Origin of the sequence: Streptomyces sp. CB02058 (assembly GCF_001905505.1) — a bacterium.
Taxonomy (GTDB): domain Bacteria; phylum Actinomycetota; class Actinomycetes; order Streptomycetales; family Streptomycetaceae; genus Streptomyces.
In genome coordinates this window covers 759,800-782,070 of the sequence record NZ_LIPG01000001.1, presented here as the reverse complement: position 1 = coordinate 782,070, position 22,271 = coordinate 759,800, and the positions used below count along the sequence as shown (strand labels likewise).

The following is a 22,271-nucleotide window of genomic DNA, read 5'->3' as shown; positions in this document are numbered from 1 at the left end:
ACGCCATACTCACCGACGTCCGCACGGCCCTCCGGGCCCTGGCTCCCCGGTCACCGTGAACCCCCGGACACCCATACACGGCATACCGGGCGCAAATCCGTCCTCCGCCTCCCACCGACCGGCCTACGCGCCCCTGCGACCGGACACAGCGCCGGGGACCGCGGGCCCGAATGCTCCCTCACTGCCTTTCCACGGAGAACGTGGCGCAGCTGTCGCTCGGCTCTCCGTCCGGGTCGGTCACGGGTCCGACCAGCGCCTTCGGGGAACCGCCCGCGACGTCCGCGGAGAGACCGACCATCAGATAGTCCTCCGGCTGCACGATCCAGTGGTCCCCGTAGAGGTCCATGTGCGTCCCGACACGCGTCCCGCGCATGGCGAACGACCCCTCCGGGACATCAGGGTTGGAGGCGACCGGATAGAAGTCGAAGGTGGCGGTGAGGGCGCCGTCGGCATCGGTGATCGTCAGGGTGAGACCTGTCTCACCCTGGCCGCAGCGGTAGGTGCCACGCCACTCGCCCTCGACGGGCGACACTTCCTTCGTCGGCTGTTCGGTGGCCGGAGCCGTCGGACGCTCCGTCCCGCCCTCTGCCGGGCTCGCCGTCGCCGGAACCGGCTGCTGGGGAGTGGACCTGTCGGAGCCCGAACGAGAAGGCGTGGACGGGTCTGCGGTGTTGAGGGCGATGATCACTCCTGTGGCCACCGCTACGACAGTCAGACCGAGGAAGGCCGCGACCTTGGCCGCGGAACGGCGACTGCTCGCACCGGTTCCGTCCGGCCGGGAAACAGTCGGCACCTGAAACCCGGGCATTCTGTGACCGGCCTGCGGAGTGAAGGGTGGATGCGGCGGCGGTACGGCGCCGTACCGACCGGCTGCCTGGGTCGGCGCGGCATGCTGCCCGGGTGACGGGTCGGGCACCACCTCGGTGACGACGGCGGTGGGGCTGGCCCCGGAGTGCGGCCAGCCGTCCTTCTCGGTTCTCTCGCCCTCCATGTTGAGCAGTTGCTCGGCTCTTCTTGCGATCGCGGAGGCCACCGGGGCGGGCAACCAGTCCGTGCCGACGTCCTGGATCGCGGCGTCCGCGCGTTCCCGCAGTGCCAATGGCGTGGGCCGTTGGCCAGGAGTCTTGGCCAGACACTCCCGTACGACGTCGGCGAGTGCCTCATCGACTCCGCTGAGGTCCGGGGCGTGATGCACGATCCGGTAGAGGAGTTCCGGACCCGATCCGCCACCGAACGGGCTGCGCCCGGTCGCCGCGAACGCCAACACGGCTCCCAGCGAGAAGACGTCGCCGGCCGAGGAGACCTCCCGTCCCTCGGCCTGCTCCGGTGACATGTATCCGGGCGAACCGACAACGAGGCCGGTGCCGGTAAGCCCGGCTTCGTCAGCCGCTCGGGCGATCCCGAAATCGATCAGCAGCGGCCGGTCCAGGGACAGCAGGACATTGGAGGGCTTGAGGTCCCGGTGTACGAGCCCGCTCGTGTGCACCGCCTCCAACGCCTCGCCCAGCCCCGACAACAAGCGCCAGAGGGCGGGCGTACCGAACGGTCCGTACCGGTGCACGGCTTCGGCGAGCGACGGGCCGGCCACATAGGCGGACGCCAGCCAGGGAACCGCCGCCTCGGGATCAGCGGCTACGACCGGCACGGTACCGGCGCCCGTCACCGTCCGGGATATGCGCACCTCCCGGGCGAACCGCTCCCGGAAACCAGGGGTTCCCACCAGCCCCGCGTGCACCAGTTTCACCGCCACCATGCGGCCGGTCGGTGAGCGTCCCAGATACACCCGGCCCATCCCGCCCTCCCCGAGGCGCATGAGCAGCAGAAAGGGACCGACCTGCCGCGGGTCTTCCCGAGTTAACGGCTCCACACCACACCCCACGCCGCGAAGGGCCCGGAGTCTCCAGGCCGGGTCACCATCGTCCGGTGTCCGGCAGCCGGAAGGAAGTCGTCCCCAAACCCGCGAACCGCACGGCGGCATCCACGCCGCCGTGCGGTTCTCACTGGAACTGCGCGGGCCTCTCAGGGACCTGCGCTCCCGCGTGGCCGGTCCGGATCAGGAACCCTCGCCGCGCGGGAAGGAGACCTCCACGCGACGGTTCTTCTTGCGCCCTTCCTCCGTCGTGTTGTCGGCGATGGGGTACTGCTCGCCGTAGCCGCGGATCTCGAAGGTGATCGAGGGGTCCAGCTCCTTGGACAGCACGCTGTTGACCGCTTCGGCACGCTGCTTGGACAGCACGTCGCCGTGCGCCGACGAACCGAGGTTGTCGGTGAAGCCGAAGACGCGGACCTTCGTCGCGTTCTGCTTCTCGATCTCGGCCGCGATGGCGACGATGCGCGAGTTGGCCTCGGAGCTCAGCTTGGCGCTGTCCTTGCCGAAGAGGACTTCGGCCTGGAGCGCGAACTTGATGTCCGCGTTGGTGTCCTCGCGACGCTCCTCGCCGCCCAGGTCCTCGACGACCTGGATGATGTCGAGGACTTTCCCGGGGGCGAGCGTTCCGCCCTCGGGCATCTTCAGGTCCGGATCATTGCCGTCCGTCTTGACCGGGGGTTCGGCCGAAGCCTCGGTGCCCGGGGGAACGCTGGGGCCGTCGTCCGCCTGCGCGGACACGGCACCCACGAGAGTGACGCTGACCGTGAACAGGGTCATGGCCACCGCTGCGCCGGCCGACCTGGTTGGCCCCAAACGCCTGCGAACGTGAGTCATCTCTGTCATCACCCGGAGATCTTCAGCGACGTGGTGGCGAAGCCCGGCAACGTGAAGTCGACTTCGGTCGACGACGCTGGCGTCGCCGGGAACTGCATGAAGATGGGATTGGACTGTCCAGGCGAGATCGAAAGCATGCTTGTTGTGCACAGGCACCGGTTGTCCGTGTCCCGCAGGACGTAGTAACGCTTCTTTCCGACCTTGTCCACCAACGTGGCTCCGGCCACCGAGTTGGGGTTCTTCGCCACCAGTGCAGACTCTGCACCCTCCATGCCGGATGCGTTCAGCGGAGTTTCGCTGGTGTTCTTGATCTCACCGCTGACGGTAATGAATCCGCCCGTATCGCGCTTCACTTCATTTACTACCAGCAAGAACCCGTCCCTGCCCCTGACCTCGGCAAGTTTCACATTCGGGTCGACGTTCTCTCCGGCCGCAGTGTCCGGCTTCGACTTCCCATCACCGCTCGCGGGCTTGGAGGATGTGGATGTGCCAGCGTCCTTCGCCGCACCGTCGTCCCCGCCACAGCCCGAGACAGCGAAAGCCATGGCAGCCGCCAAGGATGCGATTGCCACTGCCCTTCGAGAGCTTGTGGTGTGCCGAATGCTCATGGGTTCTGATTCCTTTACTCGTCGTTCGCTGTCAGTCGTTGATCAGGTGCACGGCGAAGAGTGCCTTGCCCAGCTCGGACCACGGATCCGGCTTGAGAGGATCGATCTCGAATCGATTCCGGCCGTCACAGTCGAAGGTGATCGGTCCCGGAGTCTCTTCCTTGTCGTCCTCGTCCTTGTCCTCGTCCGGCGGCGGATTCGTGCCCTCGTCGGGCTTCTCCGCCGGCTTCCAGCTGCACCGGAACTCGATCACGGCTGTCGCAGTGGCCGTGGCGTGCTTCGTCTCGGTACCGGGAATCACCGTGTCGCCCACCGTGTTGCGGGTCTTGACCCTGACGGTGACCTCGTCACGCTGATAGCCGGAGTTCCACTGACATCCACCCACCACGTCCGCGCGGTTGTCCGCGGCGAAGCGCTGTGCCTGATTGCACGGCCCACCGCTTATGTAGTGACCGCCGAAGAAGTCGTTCAGCCCCCCGGGAAGCAGAAGCGCCCCGAGGAACGCCGGGCCTATCTCGTCGCGGGCTTGCTGCGCCGCGGCGAGGGCCGCTGCGTCCGCAGCACCCTGAGCACCATTACGCGTGGCCGAAGCCTTGCCGACCGCAAAGAATGCGAACGCGAGAAAGAGCAGACCCGCCACCATCACGATGTAGATGGGGAAGGCCTGCCCTCGATCGCTGCGACTGCTCTTGATCACTTGGCCGTGATGGAGCTCACCAGACCCGTGATGCGGGTCGTGATCGCACCACCGATGCCCGAGGCCACCATGCCGCCGATGATCGCCACGACCACCAGGATGATGCCCAGGTACTCGAACGCCGTCTGGCCCCGGTCCTTCGCCTCGTAGCGCTTCTGGATGGCGCTGACCGCGGTGTTCGCCCAGCCGTTGACGCGGACGGCGGTCTTCAGGGTGATGTTCGACATGGTGTTCCCCTCCAGGTCCGGCCGACCGACAGCCGGCCGACTCATACGTTTCTGCGTTGCCGCTCCCGTTACCGGCTTCCTCCTGGCCGGTGCCGTTTGCGACATGAGAAACGTACGGCGGAACACCCCCTCCGAGAGAGGGTCCCAGGGCCCAAAGCCGGGCCCAATGTGTCAGTTGGGCCCGCGGTCCCCGCTGCTGGGCCCCCGGCGCGCAGGCCGTCCCGGGCGCCTGGTGACGCTTCCCCCGTGCCGTCATGGCTACCTGCCCCCCAGGCCGGGCCTGCCGCCCGGTGCCGTGCCCAGCCATCGGGCGATGGCTTCGCTGCGGCTTCCGCTGTGGAGCTTGGTGAAGATGCGGTTGATGTGGTTCTTGACCGTCTTCTCGCTGATGAAGCAGGTGGCGGCGATCTGCTGGTTGCTCATGCCGGACGCGATCAGCTCCATGACCTCCACCTCCCTGGAACTCAGGCCGTGATGCGGCGAGTTGGGCGCTCCCGGCGGGTCATCCGCCTTCGAAGACTGTGCCACAACCGGTTGCAGTTGCGAAAGACCCTGCGCCGGAGGGTTGTGTCGCGTCGCAGGTGGAAGGGACTGCGCCACGGGACCGTGTGCAGGCGCACCGTGCGGGGAACCGGCGGCCAGGGCGGCCCCGAGGCCGTCCGGCAGCGGGCCGCCCTGTGGTGCGGTGCCCTGGCGCATGTGGGCGAGGAGGGCGTTCGCCGCCGTGGCGGTGAAGTGGGCCCGGCCGCTCTTGGTGTCGCGTACCGCCTGCACCAGTTGGTCCGCCGTGAACTCGCCGTGCACCAGGTAGCCTCCGGCCCCCAGACGCAGCGCCTCGTGCACGATCTGGCTCTCGCGGCTGTACGTCAGCATCATCACCGGCGCCACCCGCACGAGGTGCGGCAGCGCGGAGATGCCGTCGACTCCAGGCATCCGGACGTCGAGCAGGACGACGTCCGGGCGGTGCTGCACGGCCATCTCGTACGCCTGGCGGCCGTCGGCCGCCTCGGCGACGACCTCGATGTCCTCGCGGCCGGACAGCAGGACGCCCAGACCGGCGCGGACCACCGGGTTGTCGTCGGCGACGACGACCCGGAGCGGGCCGGGGGCCGGGACGTCGCGGGGTGCGGGGAAGGGGGGCATCAGCTCGGATGCCGCGGGCCTCTGGGGCGCCGGGAATCCGGGGGAGCTGAGCTCGGAGGGAAGCGGGTTCGCGTGTGCGGACGTGTGCTGGGAGGCGTGGTTCTGTGCCGCCCAGTTCTGGCCCGACGTGCGGGAGACGTCGTCCGGCATTCTGCGACCTCCTCTCAGGTCTGGGGACCTGTACCTGTCTTGGTGTACGGGGACGGTGGTACTGCGGGCGGATCTGTGACCGTTCAGTGGGACGCAGCCGTGGGGAGGTCGTAGGAGTCGGGGAGAGCCGGTGTGGCCGCGATGCCGAGGGCCGCCAGCGGAAGTTCCATGCGCACCTCGGTTCCCTTCGCAGCCTTGCCCCTGCCGATGCGGATGCGGGCACCGATCGACGCCGCCCTCTCGACCATTCCGACGAGTCCGAAGTGGCCGGCCCGCTTGAGATCGTCGAGCGTCGTTCCCGCGGGCAGACCCTGCCCGTCGTCGTAGACGGTGACGCGCAGGACGTCGCCCTTCACTCCCGCGAGGACGACGAGATAGCTGGGGCGGGCGTGGCGGTGGGCGTTCTCCATCGCCTCGGAGGCGACGGTGAGGAGCTGGCGGGCGACCGGTGGCGGCACCGGCGGCACCGGGATGTCGTTGAGACGGCGGAAGGCGGCGGTCAGCCCGTGCCGCCGGGTGAAGTCGTCCGCCCGCGCCATGAGTTCGGCGATGACGTCGACGCCCTCGTCGAGCCCGGAGTCCCGGCGCAGGTCCGAGAGCAGTTCGCGGGACTCGGCGGCGGCGCGGCGCGCGGAGCGTGCGACCAGCTCCGCCTGGTGCTTGACGGTGAGCGGGTCCATCCGGTCCGAGGACGCGGCCAGGCCGTCGGCGGCCAGGGCCAGGCCGTGCAGGGTCTTCGCGACCGAGTCGTGCATCTCCCTGGCGAGCCGGGTGCGCTCGCTCTCGACCGCCTCGTTCACCGCGAGCCGCGCCCGGGTCTCGGTGAGCGCCTGGCTGGCGGTCCCGAAGCGGAGGAGCAGATTGCGCAGGGTGACACCCACGGCTCCGGCGATCACACAGAAGCCGGGGAGGAGGAGCTGCGTGCCGTCGCTCGCCTCCAGCTGGACGTTGGTGGCGTACACGCCGGAGACGATCAGGGCCTGGAGTGCGGCGAAGGCCGCCGCTCCGCGCCAGCCGTAGACGAGTCCGGCCAGCAGCGGGGTGCAGACGGTGACGTAGGCGAGGGTGGATTCGGGGGTCGCCGTGACGAGGAGCAGGGCGCCGAAGAGCGCGTCGATGCCGAGGATCCAGGGGTGGCGCAGGAAGAGCGGGCCGAAGCGTTCCCAGTCCCGGAAGAGGACGTAGGAACCCATGAAGGTGACCAGGACGGCCGAGCCGATGAGCCAGGTCGCGAGGCCGGGTGCCGTGCGGTCCACCGCGAACGGGGTGGCGATGGCGATCATGGCGAGGCGGAAGCCGAACACCTGCCGGCACATCGCCTGGAGGGCGTTCACCTGGAGCGCGAGGGCCGGGCGTGCGCCGGGGTCGGCCATGGCCTGGCGCACCTCGCCGGTCAGCCCCTGGTGCCCGCTGCCCAGTGGGTAGGACATCCGCCCCTCACCTCCCCTCGATTGTCATGCCCATACTCCCCAACTCCTGACTCTGCCGCAGGACATCAGCCCGAGATGAAGCTGAAGTCGACGTTCGCCCCGTAGACGAAGCCCACGGTCAGCAGAACGAGCGTGCCGGGCAGCAGGAACGAGGTGACCGCGAAGGTCGCCTTCGGTACTGCCTTGGCCGCCTTGCGCCGGGCGTTCTGGGCGTCGGTGCGCCGCATGTCGTTGGCGATCTGGATCAGGGTGTCGACGATCGGCGCACCCAGCTCCTCGCCCTGCTGAAGGGTCGTCACGAACATCGCGACCTGCTCCGAGTCGTTGCGTTTCCGCAGCTCCTCGAAGGCCTGCCGGCGGCTGACGCCCATGTCCATCTGGCGCAGGGTGATGCGTAGTTCGTCCGCCCAGGGGCCTTCGTACTTCTCCGCGACGCGCTCCAGGGCCTGGCGGAAGCCGAGGCCCGCCGAGACGACGACCGCGAGCACGTCGAGGAAGTCGGGCAGGGTCCGCTCGATGTGGTCCTTGCGCACGCGGATCGCGGACCAGATGCCCACCTCGACCCAGAACAGGCCGAAGGCGATCAGGAGCAGGGAGACGAAGAGCTGCCCCCTGATGATCGTGGTGAAGGCCCCGAAGAACCCGAGGGCGCCGTAGACCGCGCGGCGTGCCGCGTAGCGGTCGATGGTGAGGCCGCCGGGGTTGCCCGCCATGTCGATCTGGCGGCGCTTCTTGTTGACGGCCTTGGGGCCCATGATCCGGAGCACCGTCGGGGCCCAGCGCATGCCCATCCGGTCGATCCCGGAGCCGACGGCGCTGGTGCGGCTGGAGCCGATCTCCAGCGCGATGGCGAGGTCGCCGGGGAGTTTGGCGTCGGCCCGGTACATCCGGATGCCGGCGATGGCTCCGTACACCGCGAGGCCCACGACGAGTGCGAGCAGCAGATCCATGACGGCCCTCCTCTCAGACGTCGATACGGGACAGGCGACGGATCACGATGAACCCGATCGCGTACAGCACGATGGAGACGATCACCGCGGCCTGGCCGATGAGGGCGCCGGTCATGCGGTCGAGTGCGCCCGGCATGACCGCGTTCATCAGCAGCATCGCGCCGATGCCGAAGCCCGGTACGGCGTAGGCGGTGACGGTGACCTGCGACAGCTGGGTCTTGACCTCGCGCCGGGTCTCCTTGCGCTCCTCCAGTGTCTCGGTGAGGTTGCGCAGGGAGCTGACGACCGTACCGCCCGCCCGGTTGGACAGGACGAGGGTCGTCACGAGTACCACGAGCTCGCGCGACGGCAGCCGCTCCGTCAGCTCGCTCAGCGCGTCGTCGAGGGACTCCCCCACGGAGAGCCTGCGGGCGACCCGGGCGAGTTCCTCGCCCGCCGGGTTCTCCAGCTCCTCCGCCGCCATGCCGATCGCGGTGCGCAGGGCGAGGCCCGCCTGGGTGGCGTTGGCGAGGATGCGGGAGAGCTCGGGGAGCTGGTTGATGAAGCGGTCGGTGCGCTTGGTGCGCTGCCACTCCAGGAAGGCGTTCGTGCCCCAGAGGCCGATCAGCGCGGCGACCGGTCCGAAGAAGTTGGCCAGCAGCGACGAGGCGATGATCCACAGCCCGGCCATGGCCACGAGGGCGTAGACGAAGAACTCGCCCGGAGTGATCTCCAGTCCGGTGGCCGCGAGCTTCAGCTCGATCCTCCGGCCGAGGCCCGTGGACCGCAGCCTGCGGTCGACCCCCCGGAACCGGCGCTGCCGGCCCTCCACAGGGATCTGTCCGGTGTGCGAGAGGCGGTCGACGAGGGCCTCGCGGTCGGCCTTCCCGCCGGAGTACGCGTGCAGGCCGACGACGCCCAGCACGCAGCACAGCAGCGTGACGCCGACGGTGAGCAGAGGGAGATTGGTCATGGGGCGGTACCTACTTGGCCTCTCGGGTGGCGAGCTGTTCGTCGGACGCGGCGACCCCGAAGGCCTGCGGGATGGGCTGGCTGGCCATGTAGAGGCGCTCGGCGATCTTTCGCGGGAGCGGGAGATACTGGAACTGCCCGTAGATCCGCCCGTCGGCGGCCATCGGCTGCGCGTTGAAGCGGGCGACCGTGACGATGCGGTAGTTGTCCCGGCCGTGGGAGTCGAGCACGGCGATCTCGGTGATCTTGCGGCCTCCGTCTGCGAAGCGGGTGAGCTGCACGATGACGTCGACCGCGCTGTTGATCTGGTCGTGCAGCGCCTCGAAGGGGATCTTGATCTCGGACATCGAGGCCAGGGTCTGGAGGCGCATGAGGGCGTCCTCGGCGCTGTTGGCGTGGACCGTGGCCAGCGACCCGTCGTGACCGGTGGACATCGCCTGGAGCATGTCGAGGGACTCCCCGCCTCGGACCTCACCGACGACGATCCGGTCGGGGCGCATACGCAGGGAGTTCCGGACCAGGTCGCGGATGGTGATCTGGCCCTTGCCCTCGACGTTCGCGGGGCGCGTCTCCAGCCGGATCACGTGGTTCTGCTGGAGCTGGAGCTCGGCGGAGTCCTCGATGGTGACGATGCGCTCATGGCCGGGGATGAGGCCGGACAGGGCGTTGAGCAGGGTGGTCTTCCCGGTGCCGGTGGCGCCGGAGACGATGACGTTGAGCTTCGCCTGGACGAGTCCCGAGAGCAGGACCAGCATCTGTTCGTCCAGGGAGCCGAAGCCGATCATCTCCTGGAGCGTGAAGGCGCGCGGGAAGCGCCGGATGGTGAGCGTGGCACCGGTCAGCGACAGCGGCGGGATGATCACGTTGACGCGCTCGCCGCTGGGCAGGCGTGCGTCGACCATGGGATTGGCCTCGTCCACACGGCGGTTGACGGTCGAGACGATCCGCTCGATGGTCTGCATGAGCTGCTCGTGCGAGCCGAACCGCATGGGGAGCTGCTCGACCTTGCCGCTGCGCTCGACGAAGATCTGGTCCGGTCCGTTGACCATGATCTCGGTGATGGAGGCGTCCTCCAGGAGCGGTTCCAGGATGCCGAGTCCCAGAGCTTCGTCGACGACCCGGCGGATGAGCTGGGAGCGTTCGACCGTCGAGAGGACGGGTCCTTCGCGGCTGATGATGTGGCCGAGTACGCGCTCCAGCCGGGCGCGCCGGTCCGCCGCCGCGAGTGAGGACATCTCCGCGAGGTCGATCTCCTCGAGCAGCTTGGCCCGGTAGGTGGCGACCAGGTGGCCGTCCTCCCGCCCGCCCGACTGCTCCTCGGGGGCGGTGATGCGTGCCCGCAGGCTCATTTCCGTAACTCCTCGGTCAAGACATGCCGGTGGTGCCGGGGCCGTCGCGTGCGGTCCCGTTCAGTCGCGGGGCATCGTGGAGCTGCGCTCGGCCCAGCCGAAGGCGTCCTCCATCCCGGGGATGACGGAGGGGACCTTGACCTTCGCGGTGTAGGTCACCTCGTCACCACCCCAGCTGGGGGTGAACGTGGACTCGTCGGCGAGCCAGCCGCTGATGGCGCGGCGGCCGGCGTCCTCCGGGGTGCTCTCCGGCCGGTCGTGGCTCGCCGTACGGGCGGCGGCCCTGGCGGCCGTGCCCGCCTGGTTGGCGGCGTACGCCGCCACACCCAGCTGGACGGCGCAGAGGCCGACGATGAGCAGGAGAGGGATGAATCCCATGTACTCGATGGCGACCTGGCCACGTTCGCGGTGCGCCCGGGGGTTCCTCTTCATCTCTCAGCCCTCCTTCACCGAGGCGGCGTCGCCGGTGACCGTCATGGGGAAGTCGAGCACTCCCGGCACGAGGACGGGCACCTTGAGGGCGACCTCCGCCCTGTAGAGCCCGCGGTCGGTCGAGCAGCGCACCGAAGCGGCCGAGGACCACGCGTCGGGCAGGTCCTCCTTCGCCGCGCGGTCGCAGACCTCGGCCTGCTGCCAGCGCGCTCCGGTGCCGGCGCGTGCGCCCACGTCCGCCGCGTTGCCCGCCAGGCTGAACGTGTAACCGATCAGGGCGCACTGCCACAGCGCGACGAGCAGCAGGATGATCAGCGGGGTGACGCCCACGAATTCGACCGCGGTCTGGCCGCGGTCCCGCTCACCGGGGCGGGGGCGTACCCGCCCCGCCCGTATGCCCGGGCGTTCTCTGTCGGTGGTTGTCATCGGTCGGCCTGCCCCCTCGGTCTTCCCGCGGTCCCGGGCTCCGCCTTCGCGCGCCGTAGTGAGCGCCCGACCGAGCCCCGGTCGTTCCGGAACTTGCCACTGCCTTCGGCGCCCGCGGGTACCTTCACCAGCCCCAGCTCTCCGGCCAGCGCCCACAGCGCCTGCTTGACGACGCTCTTCGCGTCGAGTTCGTGCATCCGCCCCGCGTCGACCGCGCCCTGCAGCTCCTTGAAGTTCGCGGGGACGGCCGTGCCCGCCATCCGCGTGCCGGTGATCTTCTGGATGAGGGGCGGCTGGATCTCGGTGCTGCGGTTGAAGCGGTTGACGACCGTGACGGTCTCCTCGGCCTTGCGGATCTGCAGCCGGTCCCACATCCGTACGATGCGCTTGGCGCCGCGCACCGCCACCACGTCCGGCGTCGTGACCAGCAGGGCGATGTCGGCCATCTCGACCGCGGCGGCGTTGGCGCCCTGCATCTGGCTGCCGCAGTCGATCACCACCACCTCGTACCGCGACCGCAGCGCGCTCACGATCTGGCGTGCCGAACGGTCGCTGACCTCCTCGCCGCGCTCGCCCTCACCGGGCGCCAGGAGAAGGGCCATCCCGGTGTCGTGGGTGAACACGGCGTCGGACAGGACGCGGGGCGATATGTCGGAGATCGCGGCGAGGTCCACGATGGAGCGCCGGAACTGGACATCGAGGTACGACGCGATGTCACCGGTCTGGAGGTCGAGGTCGACCAGCGCCACGGTGTTGCCCGAGGTCTGGGCGGCCAGGGCGATCTGCACGGCGGTGACGGTGGCGCCTACGCCGCCCTTGGCTCCGGTGACGGTCACGACGGTGCCGCCGGGGCCGGTAAAGACGTCACCGCCGGCCCCGAGGTGGCGCCTGACCCCGACGGACCACTGGGCCGCGGCCTGGACCCTGTTGGCCAGTTCCTCGTAGCTCAGCGGCAGGGTGACGAGACCCCGCGCCCCGGAGTCCATGGCGGCGGAGAAGAGACCGGGGCTCGCGTCCATGGTGATCAGCACGACGCCCACGGCGGGGAAGCGCAGGGAGACCTCCCGGATCAGCTCCAGGGCCGGAACCGGGCCGATCCGCTCATGGACCAGTACGACCTCGGGCAGCTCGTCGAGGGACTCGCCCGCGAGGCGGGCGAGCGTGTCGATGAGCTGGGTGGAGTCACCGACGGGAGCCGCGGGCTCCGCGTCGGGGAGCTGACTGAGCAGCGTGGTGACGGACCTGGCCGCGTCCGCGTCACCCACTGCCGGGAGGATCCTGGTGGTCATCCCATCCTCACTTGTCCTTGTCGAGCGTGTAGGTCCGGTCGCCCGGACGGATCGTGCCGTCGCTGCCGGACGCGATGAGCGCCAGCCGCACGTGCTCCGCGAACGACTCGGCGTAGGCGATGCGCTGGGTGTCGAGGGTGTTGAGGGCGAACGTGATCGGGACGGCCTCCGTGGCCTGGCTGGACCGGTTGTCGTTGTCCGGCTCCAGCGCCGTCAGCTTGCCGACGTCCAGTACCCGGGCGTTGGAGACGATGACCTTGGACTGGGCGGGCTCCCCGTCGTTCTCGCCGGCGAACGTGGCGTAGACGTTCACCGTCGCTCCGGCGGTGATCTTGCCCGCGACACCCGTGGCGGCGTCGATCATGATGGCGATCTCCTGCTCGCCGGGCCGCAGGGCCGGGCGCTTCTCCATCATGTCGGCCTGGAGCAGGGAGCCCTTGCGCAGTTCGGTGACCGCGATCTTGCCGTCGACCTCGGAGATGTCGGTGACGGCGTTGGCCGACAGCCAGCGCTTCGGCATCGAGACCTTCTCGAACTGCCCGCTGGTCAGGGCGGTGTAGGGCGCCACGTTGCCCTTCACCTGATACGCCGTGACCTCGGGCCCGACCTTCGAATTGACGTCACTGATCACCGAGAGCACCCCGGCGAAGGCGCCGAAGGCGCACAGGACCGACAGGAGCAGGAGTATCACGCCGCGGCGCTGGCGGGAGTTCATGGGCCGGACAACCTCGTTCGAATCGGATGCGTGGGGCAGCGGACAGAGAGAGATGCGCGGTGTCTGGGGAACGGAACGGGGACGGGGACGTCAGGAGCCGGGTGGCCGGGGACGTCGGGAACCGGGTGGAGCGGGGACGTCAGGAGCCGGGTGGTGCGGGCGCTCCATGGTTCAGGACACCGGCGGAGTGCATTCGGTTCTCGGATGTGGCCAGCGGGGACGAACAGAAGCCGCAGCGGTCGCCGATGAGCTCCATTCCGCACCAGTGGCAGTTCTCCCGCCGTACGGAGGAAACGAGCTGGTAGATCACCGAGATGTCCGGGAGGAAGGAGGCGAATTCCACCAGCTTCCCCGTGCCCCACCAGCGTGGTGAAGCGGAAGGCAGCGCGCACTCCGCAATGGCCTGTACCTTCCAGGCGGGCGCAAGGCTCTGCTGTACCCATTCGGAGCTCAACTGCCCCTTTGCGACCAGCAGATGGGTGGGGAACTCCGGTCCGGCGGGCGGCTCGACCCCCTGGCCGATCTTGATGAGCTGGGGGCTGGGGCCGGCGAGTACGGCGAACTGGGAGCCGGGGACCCAGGACTTGGCGTGGGTCTTGAGGCTGACGGGCACCCGGTCGAGCCTGGCCACCGAGTTCAGCAGGGCCCCGGCGTGGATGTAGTGGGCGAGCAGCCTGGCCGCCGACGCCACCACTCCCGGGCTGAAGTCGCAGATGGAGAGCTGGCGCAGCTGGCGCACCAGCACGGCCACCCCGAGCGGGGGCAGGTCCACCTTGAGCAGGGCGATGCGATCGCTCTCCAGGACGGACCGGATGGCGTGCAGCCTGCGCTCATGGGCGGGGCTGATGCCCGCCGGGTACACCGCGATCACATAGCCGTGCTGCTCCAGGAGCAGGTGCATGTCACCGATGGCGAGTTCGAGGGTCTGCTCCTCGGGAGCCTGCAGCAGAGCCGCGGTCGGTGTCTGCTGATCGGTCGGTGGTAGCACCAGGTCAGCGCTGGTCACTGCTATTGCGGTCGGCACGCTCTTCCCCGTTCGGCTCCGGCCGTCGTCCGTGAGGACTCCGGCCGCAATCGCTCCTGCTCCGTGCTTCTTCCCCAGCACTTTAACCACGTCATACCAGGCAGAGAACAGATATCGGAGTCCAGTCCACAGACATCCGGCACAGGCGTTCGCAACGTGCCCGTACGAAATCGGACGAAAAGCAGAGTCGTTAACTCCTGTACCACTGCGGAGGGTTACCCCCACGGCCCGGGTTTGAAATGCATCGGAATTCATCCGCCCACGTCAGAAGGGGCGTTGCCGCTTTCCGTGAGGCCTTCGCGATATCCACTCCGTGACGGTGCGGGACGCCTCCATGGAGTCACCCGTGCGAGTGCCCCGGCGACGAGCGGGGGCTCCCCCGGGGAGTGAACACACCCGCCGCCCCGGGCGTCCGCCTGCCCGCCGCCCCCATCCGGACCGCCAGAGGTCTTGACATCTTGATTGGTCTGGACCAGTTTATCGGCCAACGGTGGCCACCGTTCCCGCCAGCACCCCCAACTCCCCCACCGGAGGCAGCAAGTGGAACGCTCCGCAGGCAGCAGCAGGCACAGAAGGCGCCGGGTCCGGCCTCTCCTCGGCGGGGCCGTCGCCGTCGTCGCGGCCGGGACCCTGGGCGTCACCGGACTCGTCACCACCGCGCAGGCCGCCGACGTCAACGTGGCCAAGAACGCCGGCTTCGAGTCCGGGCTCGCCAACTGGACGTGTTCCGGGGGCAGCGGGGCCACCGTCTCCTCCCCCGTGCACGGCGGGACCTCCGCGCTCAAGGCCACCCCGGCCGGGCAGGACAACGCCAAGTGCACGCAGACCGTGGCCGTGAAGCCCTCCTCCACCTACACGCTGAGCTCCTGGGTGCAGGGTGGTTACGCCTACATCGGGGCGAGCGGGACGGGCACGACGGACGTCTCCACCTGGTCGCCCGGCTCCAGCGCCTGGACCCAGCTGAAGACCACCTTCACCACCGGCCCCTCCACCACCTCAGTGACCGTCTACACCCACGGGTGGTACGGCCAGGCGGCCTACTACGCGGACGACGTCCAGGTGACCGGTCCGGACGGCGGCGGCGGCACGGACCCCGAGCCGGCGATCCCCGGGGCCCCCGCCGGGCTGTCCGTCGGCACGACGACGTCGTCCTCGGTCGCCCTGACCTGGAACGCGGTCTCCGGCGCCACCGGCTACACCGTCTACCGGGACGGCGCGAAGGCGACGACCTCCACGGGCACCTCCGCCACGGTGACCGGGCTGGCCGCCGACACCGCGTACCAGTTCTCCGTGAGCGCGACCAACGCCGCCGGTGAGTCCGTCAAGTCGGCCACCGTCAGCGGCCGTACGGCGAAGGCCACCGACCCGGGCCCCGGCCCGGTGACCTCGGTGCCCAAGCACGCGGTGACGGGCTACTGGCAGAACTTCAACAACGGTGCCACCGTCCAGAAGCTCAGCGACGTCCCCGCGAACTACGACATCATCGCCGTCTCCTTCGCCGACGCCACGGCCACGCCGGGCGCCGTCACCTTCAACCTGGACTCGGCGGGGCTGAACGGCTACACCGTCGCCCAGTTCAAGGCCGACATCAAGGCCAAGCAGGCCGCCGGGAAGAACGTCATCATCTCGGTCGGCGGCGAGAAGGGCTCCGTCGCGGTCAACAGCGACGCCTCCGCCACCGCGTTCGCCGACTCGGTGTACGCGCTCATCCAGGAGTACGGCTTCAACGGCGTCGACATCGACCTGGAGAACGGCCTCAACTCCACCTACATGACGAAGGCGCTGCGCTCGCTGTCGTCGAAGGCGGGCTCCGGCCTCGTCATCACGATGGCCCCGCAGACCATCGACATGCAGTCGACCTCCGGTGAGTACTTCAAGACGGCGCTCAACATCAAGGACATCCTGACCGTCGTCAACATGCAGTACTACAACAGCGGTTCGATGCTCGGCTGCGACGGCAAGGTCTACTCGCAGGGCTCGGTGGACTTCCTCACCGCGCTCGCCTGCATCCAGCTCGAGGGCGGTCTCGCCCCGTCGCAGGTCGGCCTCGGGGTCCCCGCCTCCACCCGTGGCGCGGGCAGCGGCTATGTCGCCCCGTCCATCGTGAACGCGGCCCTGGACTGCCTGGCCAAGGGCACCAGCTGTGGTTCCTTCAAGCCCTCGCGGACCTACCCGGATCTGCGCGGCGCGATGACCTGGTCCACGAACTGGGACGCCACCGCGGGCAACGCCTGGTCGAACGCGGTCGGCCCGCACGTCCACGGGCTGCCGTAACCCCGCCGGACCACCGAAACCGCAGCGCCGCCGCTCCCCCGGCGGCGCTGCCGTTTTCCCGCGCCGGACGATCGTCACCAGGGCAGGTCGCGCACCTGCTGGACGCACAGCACGACGAACAGCAGACCGGCCGCGCCCAGCATCCCGTTGCTGAGCCAGCCGTTGCGCCACTCCCTCGGTGTACGGGAGGAGTTGAGCAGCCAGAGCAGGGTCAGGGCCAGGAACGGCATGAAGAAGGCGCCCAGGACGCCGTAGCCGATGACCAGCCCGAACGGCTCGTCCAGCCACAGCAGCGTCATCGGCGGGAAGGTCAGCCAGAGCAGGTACGCGCGGAACGGCACGGACCGCTCCTGCAGGCCGACGGTCTCGCCGCCCGCCTTCTCCGTGATCTCCTCGGCGCGGCCGGCCCTGATCCGTTCCACGAAGTCCGCGAACATCAGGCTCACGCCGTGCCACACGCCGATGAGCGAGGAGAAAGACGCCGCGAAGAAGCCCACCAGGAACAGCTTCGCGGTGACCGCGCCGAAGCGGTCCTCCAGGACGACGCCGAGGTCGATCAGGCCCTGGTCGCCCTTGGTCAGCGCGATGCTGGAGGAGTGCAGCAGTTCGGCGCCCACGATCAGCATGGCGACGACGAAGATGCCGGTGGTGATGTAGGCGACCCGGTTGTCGATCCGCATCACCTTCATCCAGGAGGGGTTGGACCAGCCCTTGGCGTTCACCCAGTAGCCGTACGCCGCCATGGTGATGGTTCCGCCGACCCCGCCGATCAGGCCCAGGGTGTAGACCAGCGAGCCGTCGGGGAGCACCGGGAGCAGCCCCGCGAAGGACGCGCCGATGTCCGGCACCACCCGGATCGCGACATAGACCACGACGACGAACATCACGCCGATCAGGACCGTCATGGCCTTCTCGAAGACGGCGTACCGGTTGAACCAGACGAAGACCAGGCCGATCAGCCCGGTGATGATCGCCCATGTCTTCAGCCCCGGTCCGTCCGGGAAGAGCGCCACGATGGGCAGGGCGCTGGAGGACATCGCCGTCGCGCCGTACACGAAGCCCCAGACGACGACGTACACGGCGAAGTAGCCCGTGGTCCATCCGCCGAGGGTGCGCCAGCCGTCGAAGAGGGTGCGGCCCGTGGCGAGATGCCAGCGCCCCACCGCCTCGGCGAGCGAGATCTTGACGAGGCAGCCGATCACGGCCGCCCACATGAGGGTGTAGCCGAACTTGCTTCCCGCGATGAGCGTCGCGACGAGGTCGCCCGCTCCGACGCCGGTCGCCGCGACGACGATTCCGGGGCCGATGTATCGCCAGCTCGATCGACGTGGCCGGGAGCCCAGCTCCCCGGTCTCTGTGATTCCGCTTGTCTCCGCCATGTCGATCAACGAAGCGCAAAGCGCGGAATCGCACAAGGGGTCGCGTCGTACCGCACCCGTGGCCGGCAACTCACTTCCCGGACAGCTGTGGACGTTCCGTGACAGGAGAGAGTGGTGCACACGCCCACGCGCCGTGGGACGCTTGGCGCGCTGGACAGTATGGCTGCGGGACGGGGGAAGTGGCATGACGGGCGCGCGAGTTGAGCCGTTGGGCAGTGGGGACCCGGCGACACTCGGTACGTACGAACTGCTCGGGAGGCTGGCCTCCGGAGGCATGGGGCGGATCTATCTCGCGCGGAGTTCCGGCGGGGAGCTGGCCGCCGTCAAGACGCTGCTGGCCGAGGGTGTCGTGAGCGACATCGACCGGCGGCGCTTCACCCGTGAGGTGGAGCTGGCACAGCGCATCGACAGCACGTTCACGGCGCGGGTGAGGGACGCGGATCCCCGGGCGGACCGTCCCTGGATGGCGATCGACTACATCGCGGCCCCTTCCCTGTCGGAGCTGGTCCGCACCGCGGGGGTACTGCCCGGCTCGGCGGTCCGCTGGCTGGCGGCGGGCACGGCCGAGGCGCTCGTGACGCTGCACCGCGAGGGCATCATCCACCGGGACCTCAAGCCGCAGAACATCCTGCTGCCGCTGGCGGGGCCCCGGGTGATCGACTTCGGCATCTCGCACGCGAACGACATCACCCGCACGAGCCTCACCCTGGGCACGATCGCCTTCACCTCGCCCGAGCAGGCGCGGGGCGAGCCGTCGACGGAGGCGTCGGACGTGTACTCGCTCGGGGCGACGCTCTTCCATCTGGCGCTCGGCCGGCCTCCGTACCGCGCGGACAGCGACACCCTGGCGCTGCTGGCGCGGGTGCAGCGCGGCGAGCTGGACCTCGACGGCCTGCCCAAGGAACTCGCGACGCTGATCCGTCCCTGCCTGGCGACCGATCCCCGGCAACGGCCCGTGCCCGCGGAGATGCTGGCACGCTTCCGGCAGTCGCTGGCCGGGCTGCCGGTCTCGCAGGACGGCCGCCGCTGGCTTCCGCAGCGGTGGACGGACCTGATCACCCAGTACGCGAGCCAGGGGCGCGACCTGGCGCGCGGAGCCGGGCGGGGCTCGGGGAGCACGGACTCCGAGGGCCTGACGGTCGACCAGAGGACCGACGTGGTCCCACCGCCCGACCGGACACGGATATACACGCAGGAGAGGGAACGGGCCGAGCGGGAACAGGCGCAGCGGGAGCAGGCCCGGCTCGTCCAGGAACGGCTGCGCGAGCAGGAGTGGCAGCAGGAGCTGGAGCGGAGGAAGGCCGAGGAGGAGCGGCGGAAGAAGGCGGAGAAGAAGGAGCGGGAACGGGCCGAGCGCGAACGGGTCCGGCGGGAGCAGGCCGAGCGGGAGAAGAAGCAGGAGCAGGAGCGCCTGAAGGCGGCGAAGAAGGAGCGGGAGCGGGTGGAGCAGGCCGCCCGGGCACGGGCCGCCCAGCACGCGGCCCGGCAGGCGCGGGCCTCCGCGTCCTCGCCCTCGGCCGGCGTACCGCCCAGGACGCCTCGCCCCGCGCGCACGCCGACGCCTCCCCCGCCGTCCACGTCGAACAAGTCCTCGTCGGTGGTGGGCGTGGTCGTGGTGCTGGCCGTCCTGGCGCTGATCCTCTATCTGGTCAACAGGCCGGACGCCGGATCGGACTCCGGGAACACCGGGTCGGGCGGCAGCACGGCCACGGCCACGGCCACCGGAATCAGCACGGACACGGGTGCCGGTCACGATCCCGGACCGACCCTCGAGCCGACCCCGGACGCCGAGGACGAGGCGTTCGCCGCCGTGTCGTCCGGGGACTGCCTCACCGCGTACGACGACGGGTACGGCGACTGGTCGACCGAGACCCCGGAGGCCGTGGACTGCGACGCCTCCGACGCCTATCTCCGTGTGACGTCGACGGACAGCGGGATCAGCGGTGCCGACTGCCCGGACGGCTCGGGCGAGTCGTACTGGACCCACTCCGGTTCGGAGCCGGAGTTCAGCACGACGCTCTGCGTGGAGCGCCAGTTCCGCGTGGGCGAGTGCTTCGTCGCCAAGCGCGAGGGCGACCGGATGGCGGACGCCCGGCTGATGACGGTGTGGAGCTGCGGGAAGGACACCGTGCCCCAGGGCTACGACGTGATCCTGCAGATCACCGGCCGCTGGCGCGCGGAGTCGACGTATCCGCCGGGTTACTGCTCGGAGGGCGGCGACGACCAGGAGGACTACTGGCGTTTCGAGGTGAACGACGACCGGACGGTGCTCTGCGTGAAGTGGGTCTGAGCCCCGGACACGGCCTGTGGCCTCATCGGCGGCCGGGCCGTGTCCGGACGGGAGAACCCCGTGGTCTCGGGCCGGGGCACCCGTGCCCCGGCCCGAGACGGACGAAGGCCCCTAGATCACCAGGCTGAGCGCCGCGGCGACCACGAAGCCCGCGACCGAGAGGACCGTCTCCAGGACCGTCCAGGTCTTCAGGGTGTCCCGCTCGGAGATGCCGAAGTACTTCGAGACCATCCAGAAGCCGCCGTCGTTGACGTGCGAGGCGAAGATGGAGCCCGCGGAGATCGCCATGATGATCAGGGCGAGGTGCGCCTGCGACATGTCCTGGCCCTCGACGAGCGGGACGACGATGCCGGCGGTGGTGACGATCGCGACCGTCGCCGAGCCCTGGGCGACGCGCAGGACGACGGAGATCAGCCAGGCGAGCAGGATGACCGGCAGGCCGACGTCGTTGAAGGTGTCGGCGAGGGCGTCGGCGATGCCGCTGCCCTTCAGCACGGCACCGAAGATCCCGCCCGCGCCGACGACCAGCAGGATGTTGCCGACCGGCTTGAGCGAGGCCGTGGAGACCGATTCGAGGGACTTGCGGGACCAGCCGCGCCGGATGCCCAGCAGGTAGTAGGCGAGGAAGAGCGCGATCGTCAGCGCGACGAACGGGTTGCCGAAGAACTCGATGACCGAGCGCGGGGTGGAGGGGTCCAGCGCGATGGAGGAGAACGTCGCGGCCAGGATCAGCACCAGCGGGGTGCCGATGATCGCGAGTACGGTGCCGAGCGCGACGGGCTTCTCGTGCGGGGTGACTCCGGCGGCGCGCTGCTCGGCGACGACGGCGGCCTTGGACTCCTCGGCCGCCTCGACCATGTCCTGGGGCACCTCGACGAAGATGCGCTTGCCGATCCAGGCGGCGTACGCCCAGGCGGCGAGCACGGACGGGATGCCGACGACCGCTCCCATCAGGATGACCCAGCCGAGGGAGACGTTGAAGAGGCCCGCGGCGGCGACCGGTCCGGGGTGCGGCGGCAGGAACGCGTGGGTCATCGAGAGGCCGGCCAGCAGCGGCATCGCGTACAGGACGACGGACTTGCCGGAGCGCTTGGCGGCGGCGTAGACGATCGGCGCGAGGACGAAGATGCCGACGTCGAAGAAGACCGGGATGCCGAAGATCAGACCCGTGAGCCCCATGGCGAGCGGGGCGCGCTTCTCTCCGAAGAGGTTGAGCAGACGGGCGCTGAGGACCTCTGCCCCGCCGGAGACCTCCAGGATCGCCCCGAGCATCGTGCCGAGGCCGATGATGATCGCGACGTGTCCGAGGATGCCGCCCATGCCGGACTCGATGACCGAGACGGCGGCGGACTTCTGGACCGTGCCGAAGAGTTCGGTGACGGAGAGACCGGCACCCAGGCCGACGGCTATGGACACGGCGAGCAGCGCGACGAACGGCTGGAGCCGGACCTTGATGATCAGGAACAGCAGCAGCGCGATCCCGAGGGCGGCGACGGTCAGCAGACCGGGCGTTCCGCCGATCAGGAGGAGCAGTCCACCGGTGTGGGGTGGCGCCTCGGGCGTGGGGGCGGCGGCGAGCAGCATGAGCGGTCAACTCCGGTGGTGACAGGGGGTCCTTCGGGGCAGGGGGGAGCGCGGCACGGCGCCCCTGTGCGAAAGCGGGGGACGGGGCACCGTGCCGTGGTGCGTGGTGGTGCGTGGGGGAGGCGGGCGGCGGGGGGTCGTCCTGCGGTGGGAGGAGCCCCCGGGGCCGGGGGCCCGCGGGCCCGCCGGTGAGCGGGCGGCGGACCCGTCGGCCGTCAGCTGTCGGCCGTCAGCCGTCAGCCGAGGACGGCGAGGGCGTCGATCTCGATGAGCAGCCCCTTGGGCAGGCCGACGTAGACCGTCGTACGGGCCGCGGCGGGGGCCTTGAGGTCCTGCTCGCCGAAGTACTCGTTGTAGATCGCGTTCATCTCGGCGAAGTGGTCCACGTCCGTGAGGTAGACGCGCATCATCATCACGTCGTCCCAGCTCGCGCCGCCCTCCTCCAGGATCGCCTTGACGTTGGCGAAGGTCTGGAGGGTCTGCTCGCGCAGGGTCGGGCCGGCCGGGGTGGGGGCCTGGCCCTCGACGGCGGGCAGGAAGCCGACCTGACCTGCGACCTGGAGGATGTTCCCCTTCTTCACGCCGTGCGAGAACTTGGCGGGCGGGGTCGTGTGGGTGCTGGGGGTGAGAGCGGTCTTCTCGGTCATGA

Annotated in this window: 20 protein-coding genes; 2 read left to right on the top strand and 18 right to left on the bottom strand. The window is 69.7% G+C overall.

Annotated features, from left to right (window positions below; translation table 11 throughout):
* Positions 1-178: 178 nt before the first annotated feature.
* The 15 genes from AMK10_RS03755 to AMK10_RS03685 form a co-directional block, all read right to left on the bottom strand.
* A complete protein-coding gene (locus tag AMK10_RS03755; RefSeq protein ID WP_073744680.1) occupies positions 179-1,813 on the bottom strand; it encodes a serine/threonine-protein kinase in 1,635 nt (544 codons plus the stop codon).
* A gap of 240 nt (positions 1,814-2,053) precedes the next feature.
* Entirely contained in the window at positions 2,054-2,647 is a 594-nt protein-coding gene (locus AMK10_RS03750) for an OmpA family protein (protein WP_241839467.1), read from the bottom strand.
* 65 nt (positions 2,648-2,712) lie between these two features.
* On the bottom strand, positions 2,713-3,312 hold the full coding sequence (locus AMK10_RS03745; protein ID WP_073744676.1) for a hypothetical protein: 600 nt from the start codon (positions 3,310-3,312) through the stop codon (positions 2,713-2,715).
* Positions 3,313-3,343: 31 nt separating this feature from the next.
* Positions 3,344-4,009: a pilus assembly protein TadG-related protein gene (locus tag AMK10_RS03740; RefSeq protein WP_073744674.1), complete on the bottom strand. Its 666-nt coding sequence runs from the start codon at positions 4,007-4,009 to the stop codon at positions 3,344-3,346.
* Entirely contained in the window at positions 4,006-4,236 is a 231-nt protein-coding gene (locus AMK10_RS03735) for a hypothetical protein (protein WP_073744672.1), read from the bottom strand. The genes AMK10_RS03740 and AMK10_RS03735 overlap by 4 nt, the downstream gene beginning before the upstream one ends.
* 258 nt (positions 4,237-4,494) lie before the next feature.
* Positions 4,495-5,529, bottom strand: a complete 1,035-nt coding sequence (locus AMK10_RS03730; protein WP_073744669.1) for a response regulator transcription factor — start codon at positions 5,527-5,529, stop codon at positions 4,495-4,497.
* An 83-nt stretch (positions 5,530-5,612) separates the two neighbouring features.
* On the bottom strand, positions 5,613-6,959 hold the full coding sequence (locus AMK10_RS03725; RefSeq protein ID WP_073744667.1) for a sensor histidine kinase: 1,347 nt from the start codon (positions 6,957-6,959) through the stop codon (positions 5,613-5,615).
* Positions 6,960-7,024: 65 nt separating this feature from the next.
* Positions 7,025-7,909 (bottom strand): DUF5936 domain-containing protein, encoded by an 885-nt coding sequence (locus AMK10_RS03720; protein WP_073744665.1) that lies wholly within the window; start codon positions 7,907-7,909, stop codon positions 7,025-7,027.
* Between the two features lie 13 nt (positions 7,910-7,922).
* On the bottom strand, positions 7,923-8,861 hold the full coding sequence (locus AMK10_RS03715; protein ID WP_073744663.1) for a type II secretion system F family protein: 939 nt from the start codon (positions 8,859-8,861) through the stop codon (positions 7,923-7,925).
* 10 nt (positions 8,862-8,871) lie between these two features.
* Complete coding sequence (locus AMK10_RS03710) at positions 8,872-10,209, bottom strand: CpaF family protein (RefSeq protein ID WP_073744661.1); 1,338 nt, start codon at positions 10,207-10,209, stop codon at positions 8,872-8,874.
* 60 nt (positions 10,210-10,269) lie between these two features.
* A complete protein-coding gene (locus AMK10_RS03705; RefSeq protein WP_073744659.1) occupies positions 10,270-10,641 on the bottom strand; it encodes a TadE/TadG family type IV pilus assembly protein in 372 nt (123 codons plus the stop codon).
* 3 nt (positions 10,642-10,644) lie between these two features.
* Positions 10,645-11,067: a TadE/TadG family type IV pilus assembly protein gene (locus AMK10_RS03700; protein ID WP_073744657.1), complete on the bottom strand. Its 423-nt coding sequence runs from the start codon at positions 11,065-11,067 to the stop codon at positions 10,645-10,647.
* Positions 11,064-12,356 carry an AAA family ATPase gene (locus tag AMK10_RS03695; RefSeq protein ID WP_073744655.1) on the bottom strand — a complete coding sequence of 431 codons (1,293 nt, stop codon included), beginning with the start codon at positions 12,354-12,356 and terminating at the stop codon, positions 11,064-11,066. Before AMK10_RS03695 ends, AMK10_RS03700 begins: the two co-directional genes overlap by 4 nt.
* Positions 12,357-12,363: 7 nt before the next feature.
* Positions 12,364-13,071, bottom strand: a complete 708-nt coding sequence (cpaB, locus tag AMK10_RS03690) for a Flp pilus assembly protein CpaB (protein WP_073744653.1) — start codon at positions 13,069-13,071, stop codon at positions 12,364-12,366.
* Between the two features lie 139 nt (positions 13,072-13,210).
* On the bottom strand, positions 13,211-14,077 hold the full coding sequence (locus tag AMK10_RS03685; RefSeq protein ID WP_198959614.1) for a hypothetical protein: 867 nt from the start codon (positions 14,075-14,077) through the stop codon (positions 13,211-13,213).
* Positions 14,078-14,635: 558 nt separating this feature from the next.
* Here AMK10_RS03685 and AMK10_RS03680 point away from each other — a divergent pair.
* Positions 14,636-16,369, top strand: a complete 1,734-nt coding sequence (locus tag AMK10_RS03680; protein WP_073744651.1) for a chitinase — start codon at positions 14,636-14,638, stop codon at positions 16,367-16,369.
* Positions 16,370-16,443: 74 nt separating this feature from the next.
* On the opposite strand, the gene AMK10_RS03675 is transcribed toward AMK10_RS03680, so the two are convergent.
* Positions 16,444-17,748, bottom strand: coding sequence for an Nramp family divalent metal transporter (locus AMK10_RS03675; protein ID WP_073744649.1), 1,305 nt, complete (start codon positions 17,746-17,748; stop codon positions 16,444-16,446).
* A 184-nt stretch (positions 17,749-17,932) separates the two neighbouring features.
* On the opposite strand from AMK10_RS03675, the gene AMK10_RS03670 reads away from it, so the two are divergent.
* The gene (locus AMK10_RS03670; protein WP_079180602.1) at positions 17,933-20,038 is read left to right on the top strand and encodes a serine/threonine-protein kinase; all 2,106 of its coding nucleotides are present in this window, start codon (positions 17,933-17,935) and stop codon (positions 20,036-20,038) included.
* 111 nt (positions 20,039-20,149) lie between these two features.
* On the opposite strand, the gene AMK10_RS03665 is transcribed toward AMK10_RS03670, so the two are convergent.
* On the bottom strand, positions 20,150-21,622 hold the full coding sequence (locus tag AMK10_RS03665) for a GntP family permease (RefSeq protein ID WP_073744647.1): 1,473 nt from the start codon (positions 21,620-21,622) through the stop codon (positions 20,150-20,152).
* A gap of 236 nt (positions 21,623-21,858) precedes the next feature.
* On the bottom strand, positions 21,859-22,269 hold the full coding sequence (locus AMK10_RS03660; protein WP_073744645.1) for a RidA family protein: 411 nt from the start codon (positions 22,267-22,269) through the stop codon (positions 21,859-21,861).
* Between the last annotated feature and the right edge of the window lie 2 nt (positions 22,270-22,271).